Consider the following 17,439-nt stretch of genomic DNA (forward strand, 5'->3'; position numbering starts at 1 on the left):
AAAGACGCGATGACTTGGGACAAAGGAGCAATTGCCTATCCATTGGGCTTCGCAATGAACACCATAACTTGGTTAGAGCCCTCCTCGGAACCGGGAGCCAACCCGGTCAAATCGTGGCAGCGACACGTTTTACCGGAGAGAACGAACTGATTCAGCTGGGTTAAATTTAACGGGAAGAGTCCTGTGGAATGGTAAACGGCTTTTTCTTTCAATGGGGATGTCAATCGATAACATTCCAGAATTTTGTGGATCAATGGCCAAAAACTGTTGAAAATCAATGGAGAGTAGGATAGATACCAAATCAAAATGTGCTATAATCGGGCCCAAAATGTCCTTGAGCAAAAACATATTCTCACTTAGTCACCTAAGCTGTGAATTGCCTCAAGATACTGCTCAAACTTTCTATGACCATATTTTTACGTGCAACCATCTCCAATGGCTTCCCTGTCTACCAAGTCCAATGATAGAAAGCGATCAAGGGCTCTCGCTTTTTGGTTTTCCTACGATAAATTCCTCCTCTACCTTCAGTTTTTCATACCCTTATATAGTACAATTCACGATGGAACCCGGATCAGACAGGGGGACCATTTCCCTCTTAGCCAACGCAGAATAACCTTCCCCATTGAGCATTCCTTCTTAGGTTTTTTCTTCAGTGGGATTTTTTATATGGGTAGTTTTAGTTTCATTATCTTACTAAACGGGAGCGTCAGTGATGAGAATCTTGTTAGCTGGAATGGTCGCGATGTTCTTGATGTTCCCCCTGCATGTAGCAGCGGGCTTCACATTCGATCAGGTGGTTCAGAAAGCGAAAAATTTAGCGGATAAACCCTATGAGGCCCCTCCACTTGTCCCAAAAATTATGCGGGAAATTTCCTATGAGGCATATAAAGGGATCAGGTTTAACCCTGACCACAGTCTGTGGAAAGAGAGCCAATCAAATTTTCAAGTCATGTTTCTTACTCCGGGATTGCATTATACCCACCCGGTGACCATCAACGTCGTCGACGCCGAAGGTCCACGCCCGCTGGTTTTCAAGAAAAGCGACTTTGTGTTTGCCGACCCCGAAATCGAAAAACGGGTGCCGGCCGATGTAGGATTTGCCGGATTCAAGCTGACCTTTCCCTTGAAAAACAAAAATGAGCAAAATCAGTTTTTGGTTTTCGCGGGGGCGAGTTATTTTCGGGGGGTCGGAAAGGAAAACGTGTTCGGGTTAGCAGGACGAGGCCTGGCCATTGATACGGGACTCCCCAGCGGGGAAGTCTTTCCTTCATTCACGGAATTCTGGTTGGTACGCCCGTCTCCAGATGCCAAAGAAATGGTGGTCTATGGGTTACTGGACAGCATCAGTCTCACCGGAGCGTATCAAATTACCATTGTCCCCGGCAGCCAGACGAAGATGAAGGTACGCACCAAACTCTTCCCCAGAAAACCTATTCAGTTATTGGGTGTTGCCCCGCTGACCAGCATGTTTTTCTATGGAGAGAATACCCCACGACCAGCTGGAGAATGGCGCCGGGAAGTCCATGATTCTGACGGATTGCAGATTCATGACGGCCTCACCCGTGAGTGGTTGTGGCGTCCCTTGATGAATCCTGCCAACCTTGAAATGGATTTTTTCAGCACGGACAACGTACAAGGATTCGGTTTACTGCAACGTGAGGAAAAATTTTCTGGCTACGAAGATTTAGGGGCGCATTATGAACAACGTCCAAGCGCCTGGGTCGAACCACAGGGTGACTGGGGGCAAGGAAAAGTGGTGCTCGTCCAACTGCCAACCCCCAATGAAACGCATGACAACATCGTCGCATTTTGGACACCTGTAGCGCCCGTGACCCGCGAGACCCCTTTAGAAATGGCGTATGATGTGAGTTTTGGGAAGGCCACTCTCTCACAAAATCCGTTGGGAGCCGTGGTCAATACCTTTATCGGGGACGGTAATCGGATCGGGGGAGGAAATGTTCCGCAGGCGTATCGTATCATTATCGATTTTGCGGGTGGCCCACTGAGTAAAATGCCGCCCGATGCTCCCATCAGCGGCCAGGTCACGGTATTGGACAATAGCGACATCCTGGAGCATTTTGTGGAATATCATGAACAGATACAAGGATGGCGACTGTCCATCCTGGCCAAACCTCAAGATAAAAAGCCGCTTCATTTGCGGGCATTTCTCAAAACTGATTCGGCAACCTTAACGGAAACCTGGACGTACCGCCTACCAATGAATAACAACATTCTGGCACCAGAAAAAGAATGATGGCCCGATCGATTGCCGAACATACTCTCTCACGAGCCTGTGATTACCTGTCGGCCATGGGAGTGGAATTAACCCGCGAGGTCACGCTGCGGGCTCTCACTCTGGTTGAGGCCGGACTGGCTTCAAAGGAGGAAGATCCACTGCAATTTGTGATGACAAGAATCCATGACCACTTTGCCCTGCAGAATCCTCCTCTCCCAACCACCGCTCCACCGATTACCCGCGGCAGCATGAGTTTTAAACCATGAAAAGTCGTGAAGCCACAATTGCCGATGCCCGGCATTCGCTGGCTCCCCCCAGACGAATAAGCTGGAGAATTGCCGCAGGACTCCGGCGTGCCCTGCTGACCATATTAGTCCTCATTCAATCTTTCGTGGCCGCTTCGTATATGACGGCCATCCTTCCCTATCATGGGGGGAATTTTCTGGAGATGGCGATTATTGCCCTGTTTTTTGTGCTATTCGTCTGGATTTCCGTTGGATTTTGGATTGGCATGTTCGGCTTTGTCCTCCGGTGTTTCGGTGGGGATCGATTTTCCCCACTGGGACGCCATACCGCTGCAGAGTTAAGCACTCAACCCCTAGCACGGACAGCCGTGGTCATGCCGATCTACCACGAACCCATTCAGCGGACGTTCGGCGGCATCCGAGCAATGTATCGCTCCTTAGAACAGACCGGGCAGATTGACCATTTTGATTTTTTCATTCTTTCCGACAGCCGTAATCCGGATGTGTGGTTGGCTGAACAAGCCGCCTGGCATCGGTTATGTACCGAATTGGGAGCGGGAGGACATCTGTTTTATCGGCGCCGGTCCTTAAACCAGCATTATAAAAGTGGCAATATTGCCGACTTTCTTCGCCGGTGGGGTTCCGGCTATGAGTACATGATCGTCCTTGATGCAGATAGTCTCATGGGTGGATCCACCCTGGTCACGATGGTGCAACTCATGCAGGCTGAACCTCAAACAGGCATTCTGCAAACCAGCCCCACCTTGATCAATGCCCGTTCAATGTTTGCACGGGTCCAGCAATTTGCCAATCATATCTATGGCCCACTGTTTACAACAGGCCTTGCCTCCCTACAGCTTGGGGAAGCAGTCTACTGGGGCCATAACGCCATTCTTCGTACACAAGCGTTTATGGAACATGCCGGCCTGAAGCGGCTTCCCGGACCAGGACTTTTTCATGGCCCTATTCTCAGCCACGATTTTGTGGAAGCCTCATTTATGGGACGGGGCGGGTATGAAGTCTGGCTGGAACCGGAACTTTCTCATAGTTATGAAGAATCCCCTCCCACCCTTGTGGATGACCTGCAACGCGATAAACGATGGGCCAAGGGAAATTTACAGCACATCTGGCTCATGCTGTTTGAACCTGGGCTGCGGCCTGCGCATCGCATGGCCTTTTTGAACGGGATTATGTCCTACCTGGCCTCCCCGTTGTGGTTAATCTTTTTGGTATTAACAACGATCGAAGCCGCGCGTCTGGTCCTGTATCCCATCAATTACTTTCCAGAACCTCATAGTCTGTTTCCCCATTGGCCGGAATGGAATCCGGAATGGGCCATTATTCTGGCCAGCAGCACCTTGTTTCTGCTGTTTTTACCGAAATTTCTATCCGTAATCGATGTCATCCGATGTCGACGGGGCAGACAGCATGGTGGCATCATTCGACTGTTGATCAGTGTCTTCCTGGAAATAGTGGTTTCTACTCTTCTGGCGCCCATTCGCATGTTGGCCCATAGCCGTTTTGTGTTAGAAGCGCTGCTCAACACCACGTTACGGTGGGCCGGTCAGAATCGGACAGATGAAACCGGCTGGTCAGCCGCCATTTTAAATCAAGCCCCAGGGACGCTGATTGCCGGAGCCTGGGCCGCATTCGCTTTCTGGCTTGATCAGATGTTTTTTTTCTGGTCCCTTCCGGTCGCAGGACCACTCGTATTTGCCGCGCCCACCTCCGTCTTTCTCAGTCGGGTGGGACCAGGTGACCGACTGAAGCGCTGGGGATTTTTGCAAGTTCCTGAGGAAAGTCATGGCTCACCATTGCTGGATGATGTCTATGCCAGGACCTATCCTCAACTAGAAACCTACACTGAACGATCTTCTCCCGCCATTCAGGCTATTTTGGATCCGGTGCTAAACCAGGTTCATCAAGCCATGGCTCATGCGCATCGAGGTGGCAAAAAACAGGAAATGATCCTCGCACTCCGCAAACGGTGCTTTCAACATGGTCCACACTCTCTCACGCAAAAAGAGCTCTGTCACCTGGTACGCGACCGGGCCAGTTTACAATGGCTGCATGAGCAGGCCTGGCAGGCTCCACCTGATTCCTATTGGGGCAAAGCCCTTCAGCATCATTTTCAACACTGAACAGATTTGACTCAGACCTAATCATCTCTGGACTATCCATCACCGTGGCTTTTGCCTGATTCCTTATCATTTCCACTGGAATTAGGTGGACTGCAACGAACGAATGAGTAGTGCTCAATCTTTAAGCCTGGATTATTAACATTTTATCGTCTCACCGAATTACACAGATCACACACTGAAGTTGGGCTTCCACTCCCTCCCATGCCGTCCTATCTATTCTTGCCGGAATAGATTTGATCCGGACGATCAAGAAAGGCGCAGTGCAGCAATTGAGAGTTTGCCTTCAGGGCAGACATAAAGTTCTAGGCCCTGGCTTCCGTATCACTCGGCCAATGGTGGCTGATTCCTCCAATGCTGGTTCAAGCCATATTTGCGACTGATGCAGGCGGAATCTGTGGGTAAGAAAACAATCAATCCGACGGGGTTATGAAGGGTGGGAATACCGATACAGCGTTTTGATGGACTGAATTCCATCTCTCCAGCGGATTTTTTTTCCGTCCGCTTTACTTCTGGGTAAATAAGAAATCGGCACCTCTGCCACGCGCCAATTCTTCTGAGCCACTTTCAGTGTGAGCTCCAACTCCAATTCAAACCCTGATTCTTCGAGCGAGATATCGCTCAAGACTTCCTGTTTAAACACTTTGTAACCGGTCCATACATCCGTCAATGATAACCCAGTCGCAGCATTGGTTAAGGTGGTGAAAATCTTGTTCCCCATATAGGAGACCGGTGGCCAACTCCCTTTCCAGCCCCCCAAAAACCGGGATCCGTAGACAACATCGGCCCGGCCTGTTAACACCGGCTCCAACAGTCGATAATAATCCTCTGGACTATATTCCAAATCGGCATCCTGTACGATCACAATGCTCCCTCGAACCTGCCCAAATCCCGTTTTCAGGGCTGCGCCTTTTCCTTGATTGTGCTGATGAGCCAACACCAGGACTTGAGAACAATCGGCCCGTGACTCACAGATTAATTTCTGGCTTTGTTTATCCTCTGCATCCCCCTGACTAAACTGCTCGTAGAGCCATTCCCGAGTTCCATCCGTGGACCCGTCATCAACAATGATGAGTTCTTTTGGAATTTCCACCTTTTGCACCCGGCCGACAATCGTCTCAATCGTTTTCCGTTCGTTATAGACCGGAATAACAATACTCACCAATTGATTTTTTTTATTTATGGGATCTTGTAGCTTTTCCATATCTCTTTCGACCGCAGCGGGGCATAGCCGCCTGGAACCAATTGCTGAAGAGTTTTCGGGTAGCCTACCATGAACGGTCAGAAAACCCCTCTCATTATTTTGGGGGGGAAATTTACTCCCAAGGAAGTCTCTGGTTTCTGACGCGGAGATCTCACAATTATCTGCTGAAGTGACCAATCCGAACTAACGGATAGCGTCCATTTTTGAAAAAGTATCTCCTTCCAATTGCGGTTTTGGGATTGTCTCAAACTCCTTTCCTGTCCCATCTCTTTATCTCATGACACACCTCAGGACATCCGATCCCTTGAGACAAGTTGACTAAAAATAGCTCCATTTCAATGCGTTACAATGCCCAACCAATCCGGCACTCTCCTTGCGTAATTCACCGGTAATAACAATGAATGAAGCAACAGGACAAGGAATGGAGGGAGGCAGATGAACATGACGGTATCATCACAGACTTTTGAAAGGGTTTCCGGTATCGATTCCGTCACCATATTGCTCATTGATGATTCCCCGGATAATTTGATGATCCTGGGAGATGTCTTAGAACAAATGGGCTATCAGGTGATCGGTGCAGAAGATGGAGAGCAGGGACTTGATCTCGCTCAACGGATTCAACCCGACTTGATATTTATGGATGTGAAAATGCCCGGGCTTGAGGGGTTCCAGGTCTGTGTACGACTTCGAGCACGGGAGAACTTTCGGCGTACCCCCATTATTCTCATGAGCGCGCAATCAGAAATCACTCATCGAGAGCGAGCTTTCGCAGCTGGAGGCTCTGAATTTTGGCCTAAACCCATAACCCCCATGAAAATCCGGACCGAACTACATCGATTTTTGAAATAATACGGTTCAAGTAGAATCGGGTTTTACCTTAACTGCAAGCAGCATTCATTTGGGATGAGCCTCTAAGAGACAACCCTTCTTTAATTGATTATAGAAATTTTCCCATTCCAGGCCCTTGTTTATCTATATGGATACATGCATCCACCCCAAGTAAACCAAGCCCCACTCACATGAAAACCCCCTAACGCCCTCTGCCTATTGCTCAAATCATTGCTGATAGCCCTGATATAAAGACCGGATTTTGACATGGCATCTAAATTGCTATTTAATGCTAATTATGAGGATTCCTTCAAAATATCCCACTTAGGATACTTTTTTTGAAGGGAAAACCACACAGGAAGAGTCATTTACCAGACGCCTGTTTGGCCTATTTACCCTTTACAACATGGAGAAAGTACCCATGGTTACCGGTCTAAGAAAAAATTCCACTATTAACCTGTCCACTTGGGGCCAACGGGGAACAGCAGGGTTGGTCGAAGAATGGGAACCCCGAATACCCATTCCTGAAGAAAAGCAACAAACCCGTCGACGTTCATCCATCTCCAGTCCAGGACCAATCGAGTCGGACACCGAGGAAGAAACACTAAAAAAATAGGACTCTCCCCCCCTAAAGAGAACTCCCTCAATCTTCTTCGTAAGTGAAGTATGTGGCCATCTCCCATGGCCCTGACTTGGATTAACACAAGCCTCGAGCTTTTCACCAAAAGTTTACCCTCGAATAGTCATTCCTCACCTAGGATTTATCCTATTTAGTATTATCCCCTTTAAAATAGCTCACCATTCGTATCTGTTCCCTATGTTTACGGCATGTACCCCTTTCGCTACTTTCCCCATATGCCACCAACCGAAGATTCCCAGGACCAATGCTTTAACCTCTCTTTCCTTTTTTCTTTAAAATTAGTTGCTTAGCTTGCATTCCTGGTTGGCCAAAAGAAACAACCCGAACAGCGGCATCAAGGTTGCTTTTATTCGGAATCAGGAAAAGGTGACGGCCGACTGACCAACATAGAGAGGCAACACCATGGAAGGGATTTTACTCATCATCATCAGTTGCGTAAGTCTTGTGGGATTGGTTTCCTTGTATTGGTTATGGCGACCATAGTCATGAACTTGCATTTCATTGAATGTGAACATTTTATTCGGCTGATATTTTTTGGAACAAAGAAGTCTGTAGTTCCCATTGCGTCAATTGTTAGGAAATTTTGTGGCCTACGGATTTTCTAAAGGGGAGGCAAGCAATGAGCGACGCCATGACCATTAGTCGATCATGTGAAGAGGGAATGTTTCTACTTCGGGAAGGAGATTATGTGTGGAGAGTGAACGAAGACGGCAAGGTGGACTGTGCCGTCCTAGGTCATACCACTGTGTTCGAACTTCTCACCTTCATTCAGAATTGGGAAACCCAATCTCGTCGGATATTTCAAGAATACCCCTCCCAGGATTTTCTCACTGACTGACAGGACTTTTATGCCAGACCTTCAATTCTCATCACCCTGCGTTTGACTGCCTGATTCTCCAGGCACATGCCTAACACCGATCCCTTCGGACAAGCCAACGTGAACAATCTTAAACAGCCGAGGCCGTGCAAGATTCTTCGAATCCTGACGGCCCCGGCTACCAAGTCGATCTCCAAATTGAACATGCCCGGGGATCCGGTCGAGGCCCATTGCCTTATAGTGAATGAGAAACCACAAACCGTGTTGTCCCGGGATTCCTACATTTGCACATCCATTCTTTTCACTGAACCCGGATGGGTATATACGCCCGATTGTTCGAACCATTCACCTCATTGATATCGTTGTCCTCATCAACGATGATTCCCAGCCAGTAATTTTGCCCCGCATTCAGAAAATTGGGTATGATCACCGGAATCGTGGTAGTTAACACATCGGCAGGATGAATCGAGCCAAAGGATCCCCCACCAATACGGGTATCGCTGTAGCTAATAAAGTCATTCGTTGAGACATAGATTCCGAAGGTGACGTTGGCATGAGTCTGTTTCCCATTATTTTCGATCGTAAATTCAGGCCGCACCACATTTCCTCGATTCACCCGAAACCCGGGTTCCCCGGCAATCGTAATACCCGTCAACGTCCCGGTGTTGGCACTATTGCGAACTCGTACCCGGTCATGACTTGAATACTCACCGCTGGCTCCGGTTCTTCGCCAGTGCGAAGCGGACACATCGTTAAAGGAAGAGCTTTGCGAGCCATACAGCACCCGCGCCCCATGCGAAGCATCTTCTCCGAAATACGTGATAGCTGATCCCCCATTGGTGTGATGGTGGCGCCAGGAATCACCCATGACATTGTATTCCCAATTGACATGCATCAGGCCAAGGTAGTGTCCGGCCTCATGCACAATGACCGCATCGATGGGACGGCTTGAGCCGGTATAAGTAAAATTCGCGCTTTTGTTTTGGGAGGTCGTCCAGGACCGCCCTGTCGAATCCAACACAATATCCACTTCATCCAGCCCATAATGCCACCCGAATAACCAGTAGCAGTGATAGCGCATGCGGGCCTCTCCCGGTGGAGAAATACTTGCGGCCCATATTTCATTTTGTCCATTTCCACTTCCCACACCACCGGTTTCGGTCGTATGGTTAATTGAAAACGGCGAGGGATTCGTGTTCGTAATATTCACACCTCGTTGGGCCGCCTGCAGGACGCTCCCGGCTGGAAAACTTCCGGTATTGATCCGCGCTGTCGTGGAGTTTCCTCCCCAACGCAATTTCTTGCCACTGTCTCCATTACATTCCAGCCAGGATGCTGAAAATGCGGGAGAACTACATAACACCACGAACATCATGGATACGAAAATTTTTGTCATATTCATTATCGAAGTCCCTCCTTAGCATGAATGTCATAACGCTCTTCATCGCTTATTTTAAGTCCTGCCTCATCCTTGGCCTCGAGAGCCAAGACCTCTTGGTCAGACACTTCAAACCGTTCTTTCGCATTAGCCATCACGATTGGCGATCGAGGATCACCCACCTGTTTACTCCACTCGCGTATGGCGTCAAAAAATACGTCGGGGGTCAGCGGTTCTCCGTAGGTTTCCATTGGAATAGCCTCTGATTCTTCGGTGACATCTCTTTGAATTGGCAGAATCTGATTACCCAGATTGACCGTCGTGACCTTGGGAGCTTCACGCTCATAACGTGCCTGCAAATCTTTCAAGCTCTGTCGGCTCTCCCGGCTTATGCGATCGATATAGGCCTTCATCTCCGGTCGTTCCAACAAGGCTTTAAACGAAGGGCGGGGTATTTCCATGACATTGAGATCGAACCGTGGTTTTCCACCAAGGCGTAACGTTTTGTGGGCTTCCACAACCGGCACGCCCCAACCATTCAACACCTGATTTTCATGTATACGGAATCTTCCCTCGACACATTCCACCAGCTGACAATCATCGATTTCTCCTCCTTTGACGAACAACACATCGGTTTGTCCACGGGCAAACACGGGGGCTGTCGACACCATGTAGACACCACCCTGCCCATCAGCCCCACCGGGAATTCGAAGCGTGACTTTTTTGTCCGGGACATCACCTCTCAAAACTTCCAGAACCTGATACGTCACAAACGTATGAGGAAGACCCTGGGGTTGCTCTTTCGTGGGCTCTGAGTTTCGATATCGGATATCAACAACCTGGCCATACATAATCAAACCCGCTTCTCGAACTTTAGATTGTAGACCGTCTTCGCCGGCATCATTAGGACTATGTCCCCATGCTGATGAATTAATGGCCACCATGCCAAGCATTACGGCTACGTTGAACAATACATTGAGTTTCATAGAATGCCCTTTCTGTTTCCTTTGCGTGAATACAAAATTGCCGGAACCGTGACGAAGCAGTTTTCATTTACGGATCACCAAAAACATTGTGTGTCCATTTTCTGCGTGGCATCTGAACTTTGTGCGACTGCTTTCTGAGCATGCACCCTCCTTGGTTAATGAGAAAAAATATTTCTGCAGCCTGCTAAAGCAACCTCAATGCCAAAATCTACTATGAAAAAAAATCACCGTATTCATTGGCAATTTGAAGATATTTCAATTAAAATAGTTTTCGATCAACTCCTCTTTGCCGGGAAAAGCCAACAACAGAGATACGAAAGGTATCGATTCAGATACGCACACCATTTTCCAAACACGATCCCTCGCCCTATCGCAATCGTTCTCTTTTTCATTTCCATGCACCTATCAAAACAGGACGGCCAGGGTGGCAACCGGGCAGATGCCCAGAAACGATGCGGCGAAAAGGGCATGATCCGGCTCTGGATCACTGAGAACACTGTACTGACGGTTATAAAAGATTTGAATCAATACCAACGCGAGAGGGGAGCAGCATCGAAACAGTTGTACAACTTTGGCTTTCCATGAGGGAATGATGCCGGGAGTAGTTCGCTGAAGAAGAGATTGGGAAATATCACCGTGGATTTCACAGTATTTCGAACCGATGATATTCAGGAGCAACTGAAGGAATAAGACATCCAACCCTTATATGGAGGGGACCGGGTCAAAACCGGATCGGGAGGTCAGATGTTAACGGAAGTCACCAATGGCATCCAGGTGGCACTCAGCGTACATTTTGATTTTCTGATTCTCTCTCGCTGGGAAGACGGTAGAAGATTTACAAGGATATTACGTCTGGCGAACGGAGAGGTTTGGGTCAGTTCTGGGTATATTAACCTTTCTACACTTTCGATAGGGGTAGGACATTTTCTCCGGACATTCTTTCCAAGCGCTCCTCCAGGCGCTTGAGGGCTATTTGTGTTTCTCTCAAATCATTGAGTATCTCTTTTTGTGTGACCGGCCCCTGAAGTTCAGCCAGGCGTTCGGCTTTGGCCTCATCCAGGTTATTAATCACCACGGCAATAAACAGATTAATCACGACAAACGTCCCTAAAACCACAAAACTCACAAAACACATCCAAGACAGATAATGAAAATCCATGGCGGTATACATCACATCAGTCCAATCTTCCAGGGTCACGACGCGGAATAGGGTCAATAGCGAGATCCCCAATGATCGCCAATGCGTCGGATCGTGCTCATGAAACAACTGATAGCCCATGATGGCATAGACATAAAAGATCACGCCCATGAGAGTCATGACGTGAATCATGCTGGGAATAGATCTGACGAGGGTTGAAACGATAAGGCGGAGCTCAGGAATGGTCGAGATGAGACGAACCACCCGCAACAAGCGGGCTAACCGGGCAATCATGGCAAATTCGCCGGTAGCCGGAATCAAAGAAAACACGATGACGGAAAAATCAAAGAGGTTCCAGCCATCACGAAAATACCGATCAATCTGAGGTGCCACAGCGATCATTTTGATGAGAGCTTCCAAAATAAAAATCCCAAGGATGACGTGATTGCCCCAATGCATGAGGACACCATAATGTTCCACCAATGCCGGTGAGGTTTCCAGGCCCAGAATGACCCCGTTAATGAGAATAAAGGCAATGATCCCGTACTCAAACCATGGGGCGCGGACAATCTGATTCGCTTGATCTTTCATCGTTGTCAACTCACAGGCTCATGGCGCATTCTCACCCTGGAATCAGGGAGAGAACGTGCGCCGATTCATTAGTGTTGGAAAATGGGAGGGATAAACCCAGTGAAGGAAAGCCGTAGCACAACTCTCGGGGAGCTTCAACTCCCCGATGTTTGCAAATAGCCCCGCAGTAAATCTCTTCGCGCGACGATCCCGATTAATTTCCCCTTCGAATCCACAACAGGCACCCGAATCAGATGATTATTTTGCAGGACATCCATCAGAGTCAGCACATTGGTATCTTGCGTGACCGATACCGGATTAGCGGTCATAATATCACCTGCCGTCACCTCTTCCAGGTTTTTTCCTTTGCGCAAGGCCTTCAGTAAATCAAATTCGGAAACGATTCCCACCAATTTCGAGGATTCGTCAATGATGGGAACAGAACCAAATCCTTCCATCATATAAGAGGCCAGTAACTTGGCTTCCGAATCCTTCATGCCCGATTGCACTTCTTTCTCCATGAGACTGCCCACCGTTAAATGACCAAATTTACTGGCCCGCAAAGCTGCCACATCATCGCTCATATGGTTTTTTCCTTTTTTGAGTAAAAGTTCATGCCCACTTTGTTGCTCTTTCGAATAATTCCAGTCCGCCTGCTCACAATTCACTAGGACGGGGTATTCATCTTCACATTTCCCGGTTATTGTACCTGATGAGTTACAACGGGAAAAGATGGTATTTCCCACACGCCACTTCCAACACGCCTTCTGGATTCCAGTTCTTTAACTGAAGATCAGCAGCCAAATCCGCATCCCATGCCTCCTGCGGAATCAGGCCCACAATTTCACTTTCCTGAATTTTCACACCCAACCGATGTGACTCCCGTTCCACAGCCTGAAATGCCGCTCGAAGGGATGTTTCCCGAAAATTCATTAGATTCATGGACACCTGCACAAGCCCTTTTGATGCCAGGGGCACACCCATGGCCTTAAGCGCAGGCAAACCTCCACCTGAAGACCGGATCGTGTCGGCAATACGACGAGCCACTTGAATATCCTGACTTTTGAGGACCACATTAAAGGCAATCAGGAAGAACCGGGCTCCGATTGCGACCCCTCCAGCCGTAGGATGCAATACGTTTGGGCCAAAATCAGGCTTCCAATCCGCCTCTTGATCCATCCGTTTCTGTAACCCAGAAAGCCCTCCCCGCCGGATAATATCCAGCCGGGCCCGCAAAGGCACTAAGGCCGCCTGTTCATAGAGAAAGACGGGAATGCCCAGTTCTTGCCCGACTCGCCTGCCCAAATCTTTGGCATTTTCCGCACACTCCTCCATCGTCACGCCTCGTAAGGGAATCCAGGGCACCACATCAACCGCCCCGATGCGTGGATGCTGGCCCTGATGTCTGCGGAGATCGATGCGATGCTGTGCTTCTTGAATAAACTGAAAAAGCGCCGTGGCCATTGCCTCAGGCTCCCCTGCAAGAGTAAAAACCGACCGATGATGATCGGGATCCATATGGAGATCGAGTAAGTCTACATTGGGTACCGACTGAATGCGCTCAGTCAATAAAGCGAGTACGGCCTTGTCCAGGCCCTCACTTACATTCGGCACACATTCTACCAACCGATCCATGATCCCTTCCTTTCATCTGCCCACCGCTAAGAAGCCTGCCGTCCATTCCTCATGCAGGCACAATCCAGAACAGGCTTTTGTTGACACCGAAAAAAATACCATATTATAGTCGAATGAGCAGTAAGCCTCATTCTTGGATAATGCCTCCAAGCAAAATCAACTCGATCAAAGGCCAAGAACTGCTATACTCCGTAACAATCCGCCTATATCGAGGACTCTTTAAAAGGCGACCCATCATATTTCTGAGAAAGAAGGTGACATCATGAACGCCACCCACGTTGAACCAGCAACTGCCTTAGCCGAGCTCAAAGAAGCCAAACCCGATAAAGTGACACTTGTCGTCCTGAGTGGAGACATGGATCGCGTCATGGCGGCCCTGATTATCGCCACGGGCGCTGCAGCCATGGGCATGCAGGTGACGATGTTTTTTACCTTTTGGGGGTTGAATGCCATCCGGAAGGAAAATGTGAGTAGTTCCCCTAAGGATTGGCTTCGTCGAGCCTTTGGATGGCTGAACAAAGGGGGAGCCAGCCGCCTGCCCCTCTCACGATTTCATTTTGGAGGTCTCGGAACCACCATGATGAAAAAGGTGATGAAAGATAACCGCATGCCCGGCATACCCGAACTCATGGAAACCGCCAAAGACCTGGATGTGAAGATGATTGCCTGCACAACGACCCTGGGACTCATGGGCATTTCAAAGGATACGCTCATTGATGGTATCGACCAACTCGCCGGAGTCAGCACCTATTTGGCGGAAGCCCGGCACGGGTCCGTAAACTTATTTATCTAACGACCACTACAATAAGGATGAACCATGATACCAGCCGACGTTAAACTCGATACATTGGGGTATTTTTGCCCGATGCCCATCATTCTGACCTCAAAAAAAATCAAAGAACTCGCCTCAGGGCAAGTCCTTGAAGTAATTTCGGATGACGAAGGGATTAAAAAAGATATGCCGGCGTGGTGCGAGACAACCGGACACGCCATGGTGGGCATGGAAGAAGAAGGTGCTGCGGACAAAAAAGTGTACAAAGCCTATGTCAAAAAGGCCTGAGATTCTGCCCCTGTAGAATATTTCTTTGCCGGGTCTTAAACTTCATCAACTACCGAGTAGTTAGACGCTGGGGGAAAATCCATCCACTGAAATTTCCACAACGAATACCCTATTCAGATCCTCGTTTTTTATGGGATGACTCCCGCCTTCTCTTGCCCGCTCATTTCCTGAGGCGAGAAAATATACCTGGCTCCACGGCGACACGCCTCATTTGGGTAACGCCATGGTCAGAATAGAAAGTCGAACCGTTGACAAGAACTTGTTCTTTACACACTGATTAACTTGGCTCTTTTCATGCCCCACAGGTTCTTTATTATGGACATTCACGTTTTAGGCAAAGCATTGGAGGAGTGACCAGTGAGTGGGCTCTTCAACTAACCTTTAATACTACTCTGAACCTAGCTTCACCACTCATCATGCGATCATAGGCCTCAGCCGCGCGGTCAAGAGGATACTCCTCTATCATTGGCTGTATACCTGTCATCACATTGAGCTTTTGTTATTCACCTTCAACCCTTGCTGACGACACACCCATAGGACTTCCGGCATACCTTCCTGTAAACCAAAACGATGGTGAGCCAACATTGTTCGCACGTGCCGGTTAAAACAAGGGTTATATAGAGGTTAGTCTCACATTCATTACTGATACCATTAAGTTAGGTGTTTTCGTCTTTATCTTTCTCCGGCTTTCCTGTGCAATAATTTGGGGTGTTGGAGAAGCATAAAAGAAAAAGGGTGATAAAAGGAGAAAACTATGGCACGCTTTGTCATTGCCGGAAGTAAGGGAACGGATGATCCAACAATGGCCACTCTTCCGTTTATCGCCTCACAGGAGGCTCACAAACAAGGGCACGAGGTCGTGTTGTGGCTTCAGGCCGAGGCCGTCGTCTTAGCAAAAAAGGGTATGGTAGATGGTGTACAGGGAGTCGGGCTACCGGCATTGAAGGTGTTAGCCAACACCATTCTGTCCCAGGGTATTCCTCTGTGGGTCTGTTCAGCCTGTGCGATCGCCCGACAAATTAACCAATCTGATCTCGAGGTGGGTGCGGTCATGAAGGGCATGGAGGATTATGTCAAAGCTGTGGCCGAAAGAGATCGCAATCTTTCGTTTTAAATTCCTTCCCGGAAGGACCCAGAATGCTGTCGGTGACGTGGGGATTACTCTGGCCGAACCATCTGTTCCGGACGGATCAAGGTATTGAATTCTTCTTCAGTCACAAAACCGCTGGCGATAGCTTCTTCTCGCAGAGTCCGTCCATTTTTTAAGGCCCCTTGAGCAATTTTGGCAGCCTTATCGTAACCAATGTGAGGAACCAATGCCGTGACCAGCATCAGGGATTGTTCCATCAGCTCGGAAATTCGGCCGGTATTGGGCTCAATGCCCACAATGCATTTATCGGTCAGGCTCATGACGGCATCCCCGATGAGACGGATGGATTGAAGCACGTTGTACGCCATAACGGGTTTGAACACATTGAGTTCAAGATGCCCCTGTGCGCCGGAAATCGTGATTGTCGTGTGATTCCCGATAACCTGCGCACAGACCATGGTCATGGCTTCGCATTGAGTGGGATTCACCTTTCCCGGCATGATGGAAGAGCCCGGCTCATTTTCCGGCAGGGAGAGTTCTCCAAGACCGGACCGCGGACCGGAACTTAACAGGCGAATATCATTGGCAATTTTATTCAGACTGACAGCGAGAACATTGAGCGCACCGGAGATTTCCACTATGGCATCATGCGCGGCCAACGCTTCGAACTTATTGGAAGCCGAAAGAAAGGGCAGCTGCGTATACCTTGCAACTTCTTCAGCAAACTTCACACCAAACCCGGGCTTTGCATTCAATCCCGTACCTACAGCCGTACCGCCTTGCGCCAGGGGATACAGTCGTTTAAAACTATCCTGAATCCGATCAATCCCCAATTGCACCTGGGCGGCATATCCTGAAAATTCCTGACCCAACGTGAGAGGAGTGGCGTCCTGCAAATGGGTTCGTCCGATTTTGATAATGCCTTCCCAGGCTTGCGACTTATCCAACAAGACTTGGTGGAGATGGGCCAAGGATGGAATCAGGACATGGTGCAGTTGCTCAACCGTCGCAATATGCATCGCCGTTGGAAAGACATCATTGGAAGACTGGCTGCGATTGCAGTGATCATTCGGATGAACGGGCGTCTTTGATCCCAACGTCCCGCCCAGACGTTCGATAGCCAGATTGGCAATCACCTCATTAGCGTTCATATTGGACTGCGTGCCGGAACCGGTTTGCCAGATCACGAGGGGAAAGTGATCGTCCAACTTGCCGTCGATAACCTCCTGTGCCGCATCAGCAATAGCCTTGCCGGTTGTTTCATCAATGGTATTCAGGGTGACATTCGATAGGGCCGCGCAACGCTTGACGATACCCAACGCCCGGATCAGAGGGCGAGGCAAACGCTCCTGGCCAATTTGAAAATTCTCCAAGGAACGTTGGGTCTGTGCACCCCAATATTTGTCAGCGGGCACAGGAATCGAACCAAAGGAGTCGGTTTCAATGCGAACGTCATTTGCGTTATTTGTCATGG

At 48.9% G+C, this 17,439-nt stretch carries 17 protein-coding genes and 1 pseudogene; 10 read left to right on the forward strand and 8 right to left on the reverse strand.

Features of this window, described 5'->3' with window-relative positions; all coding sequences use genetic code 11:
* Nucleotides 1-712 precede the first annotated feature (712 nt).
* Genes PQG83_RS12700 through mdoH form a run of 3 tightly spaced genes read left to right on the forward strand, consistent with a single transcriptional unit; the run spans nucleotide 713 to nucleotide 4,622 of the window.
* Nucleotides 713-2,254 (forward strand): glucan biosynthesis protein G, encoded by a 1,542-nt coding sequence (locus PQG83_RS12700; protein WP_312741622.1) that lies wholly within the window; start codon nucleotides 713-715, stop codon nucleotides 2,252-2,254.
* A complete protein-coding gene (locus PQG83_RS12705) occupies nucleotides 2,251-2,502 on the forward strand; it encodes a hypothetical protein (RefSeq protein ID WP_312741623.1) in 252 nt (83 codons plus the stop codon). The genes PQG83_RS12700 and PQG83_RS12705 overlap by 4 nt, the downstream gene beginning before the upstream one ends.
* Nucleotides 2,499-4,622: a glucans biosynthesis glucosyltransferase MdoH gene (gene mdoH / locus PQG83_RS12710; protein ID WP_312741625.1), complete on the forward strand. Its 2,124-nt coding sequence runs from the start codon at nucleotides 2,499-2,501 to the stop codon at nucleotides 4,620-4,622. Before PQG83_RS12705 ends, mdoH begins: the two co-directional genes overlap by 4 nt.
* Nucleotides 4,623-5,046: 424 nt before the next feature.
* On the opposite strand, the gene PQG83_RS12715 is transcribed toward mdoH, so the two are convergent.
* A complete protein-coding gene (locus tag PQG83_RS12715; protein ID WP_312741627.1) occupies nucleotides 5,047-5,823 on the reverse strand; it encodes a glycosyltransferase family 2 protein in 777 nt (258 codons plus the stop codon).
* Between the two features lie 441 nt (nucleotides 5,824-6,264).
* On the opposite strand from PQG83_RS12715, the gene PQG83_RS12720 reads away from it, so the two are divergent.
* From PQG83_RS12720 to PQG83_RS12730, 3 genes are all read left to right on the forward strand, one after another.
* A complete protein-coding gene (locus PQG83_RS12720; RefSeq protein WP_312741629.1) occupies nucleotides 6,265-6,672 on the forward strand; it encodes a response regulator in 408 nt (135 codons plus the stop codon).
* A gap of 400 nt (nucleotides 6,673-7,072) precedes the next feature.
* The gene (locus tag PQG83_RS12725; protein ID WP_312741631.1) at nucleotides 7,073-7,267 is read left to right on the forward strand and encodes a hypothetical protein; all 195 of its coding nucleotides are present in this window, start codon (nucleotides 7,073-7,075) and stop codon (nucleotides 7,265-7,267) included.
* 643 nt (nucleotides 7,268-7,910) lie between these two features.
* Nucleotides 7,911-8,129, forward strand: coding sequence for a hypothetical protein (locus PQG83_RS12730; RefSeq protein WP_312741633.1), 219 nt, complete (start codon nucleotides 7,911-7,913; stop codon nucleotides 8,127-8,129).
* A gap of 280 nt (nucleotides 8,130-8,409) precedes the next feature.
* Here the strand turns inward: PQG83_RS12730 and PQG83_RS12735 are convergent, their stop codons facing one another.
* Both PQG83_RS12735 and PQG83_RS12740 read right to left on the reverse strand, forming a co-directional pair.
* Entirely contained in the window at nucleotides 8,410-9,510 is a 1,101-nt protein-coding gene (locus PQG83_RS12735; RefSeq protein WP_312741636.1) for a CARDB domain-containing protein, read from the reverse strand.
* Nucleotides 9,510-10,472 (reverse strand): hypothetical protein, encoded by a 963-nt coding sequence (locus tag PQG83_RS12740; RefSeq protein ID WP_312741638.1) that lies wholly within the window; start codon nucleotides 10,470-10,472, stop codon nucleotides 9,510-9,512. The genes PQG83_RS12735 and PQG83_RS12740 overlap by 1 nt, the downstream gene beginning before the upstream one ends.
* Nucleotides 10,473-10,670: 198 nt before the next feature.
* Between PQG83_RS12740 and PQG83_RS12745 the strand changes: the two genes are divergently transcribed.
* Nucleotides 10,671-11,057 (forward strand): hypothetical protein, encoded by a 387-nt coding sequence (locus PQG83_RS12745; RefSeq protein WP_312741640.1) that lies wholly within the window; start codon nucleotides 10,671-10,673, stop codon nucleotides 11,055-11,057.
* Between the two features lie 313 nt (nucleotides 11,058-11,370).
* On the opposite strand, the gene PQG83_RS12750 is transcribed toward PQG83_RS12745, so the two are convergent.
* From PQG83_RS12750 to ftcD, 3 genes are all read right to left on the reverse strand, one after another.
* Nucleotides 11,371-12,201 carry an ion transporter gene (locus tag PQG83_RS12750; RefSeq protein WP_312741643.1) on the reverse strand — a complete coding sequence of 277 codons (831 nt, stop codon included), beginning with the start codon at nucleotides 12,199-12,201 and terminating at the stop codon, nucleotides 11,371-11,373.
* Nucleotides 12,202-12,335: 134 nt separating this feature from the next.
* Entirely contained in the window at nucleotides 12,336-12,764 is a 429-nt protein-coding gene (locus tag PQG83_RS12755) for a CBS domain-containing protein (RefSeq protein ID WP_312741646.1), read from the reverse strand.
* A 133-nt stretch (nucleotides 12,765-12,897) separates the two neighbouring features.
* Entirely contained in the window at nucleotides 12,898-13,815 is a 918-nt protein-coding gene (ftcD, locus tag PQG83_RS12760) for a glutamate formimidoyltransferase (protein ID WP_312741649.1), read from the reverse strand.
* A 262-nt stretch (nucleotides 13,816-14,077) separates the two neighbouring features.
* Between ftcD and PQG83_RS12765 the strand changes: the two genes are divergently transcribed.
* Together PQG83_RS12765 and PQG83_RS12770 are read left to right on the forward strand one after the other, a co-directional pair.
* The gene (locus PQG83_RS12765; RefSeq protein ID WP_312741651.1) at nucleotides 14,078-14,608 is read left to right on the forward strand and encodes a DsrE/DsrF/DrsH-like family protein; all 531 of its coding nucleotides are present in this window, start codon (nucleotides 14,078-14,080) and stop codon (nucleotides 14,606-14,608) included.
* Nucleotides 14,609-14,632: 24 nt separating this feature from the next.
* A complete protein-coding gene (locus PQG83_RS12770) occupies nucleotides 14,633-14,875 on the forward strand; it encodes a sulfurtransferase TusA family protein (RefSeq protein ID WP_312644386.1) in 243 nt (80 codons plus the stop codon).
* Between the two features lie 370 nt (nucleotides 14,876-15,245).
* Here the strand turns inward: PQG83_RS12770 and PQG83_RS21020 are convergent.
* A pseudogene (locus PQG83_RS21020) lies at nucleotides 15,246-15,353 on the reverse strand (alcohol dehydrogenase); the annotation flags it as partial.
* Nucleotides 15,354-15,629: 276 nt separating this feature from the next.
* On the opposite strand from PQG83_RS21020, the gene PQG83_RS12775 reads away from it, so the two are divergent.
* Complete coding sequence (locus tag PQG83_RS12775; protein WP_312741653.1) at nucleotides 15,630-15,989, forward strand: DsrE family protein; 360 nt, start codon at nucleotides 15,630-15,632, stop codon at nucleotides 15,987-15,989.
* 44 nt (nucleotides 15,990-16,033) lie between these two features.
* Here the strand turns inward: PQG83_RS12775 and fumC are convergent, their stop codons facing one another.
* Nucleotides 16,034-17,437 carry a class II fumarate hydratase gene (fumC, locus tag PQG83_RS12780; RefSeq protein WP_312741655.1) on the reverse strand — a complete coding sequence of 468 codons (1,404 nt, stop codon included), beginning with the start codon at nucleotides 17,435-17,437 and terminating at the stop codon, nucleotides 16,034-16,036.
* Between the last annotated feature and the right edge of the window lie 2 nt (nucleotides 17,438-17,439).

It is taken from the genome of Candidatus Nitrospira neomarina, assembly GCF_032051675.1.
In the GTDB taxonomy this organism is placed as follows: domain Bacteria; phylum Nitrospirota; class Nitrospiria; order Nitrospirales; family UBA8639; genus Nitrospira_E; species Nitrospira_E neomarina.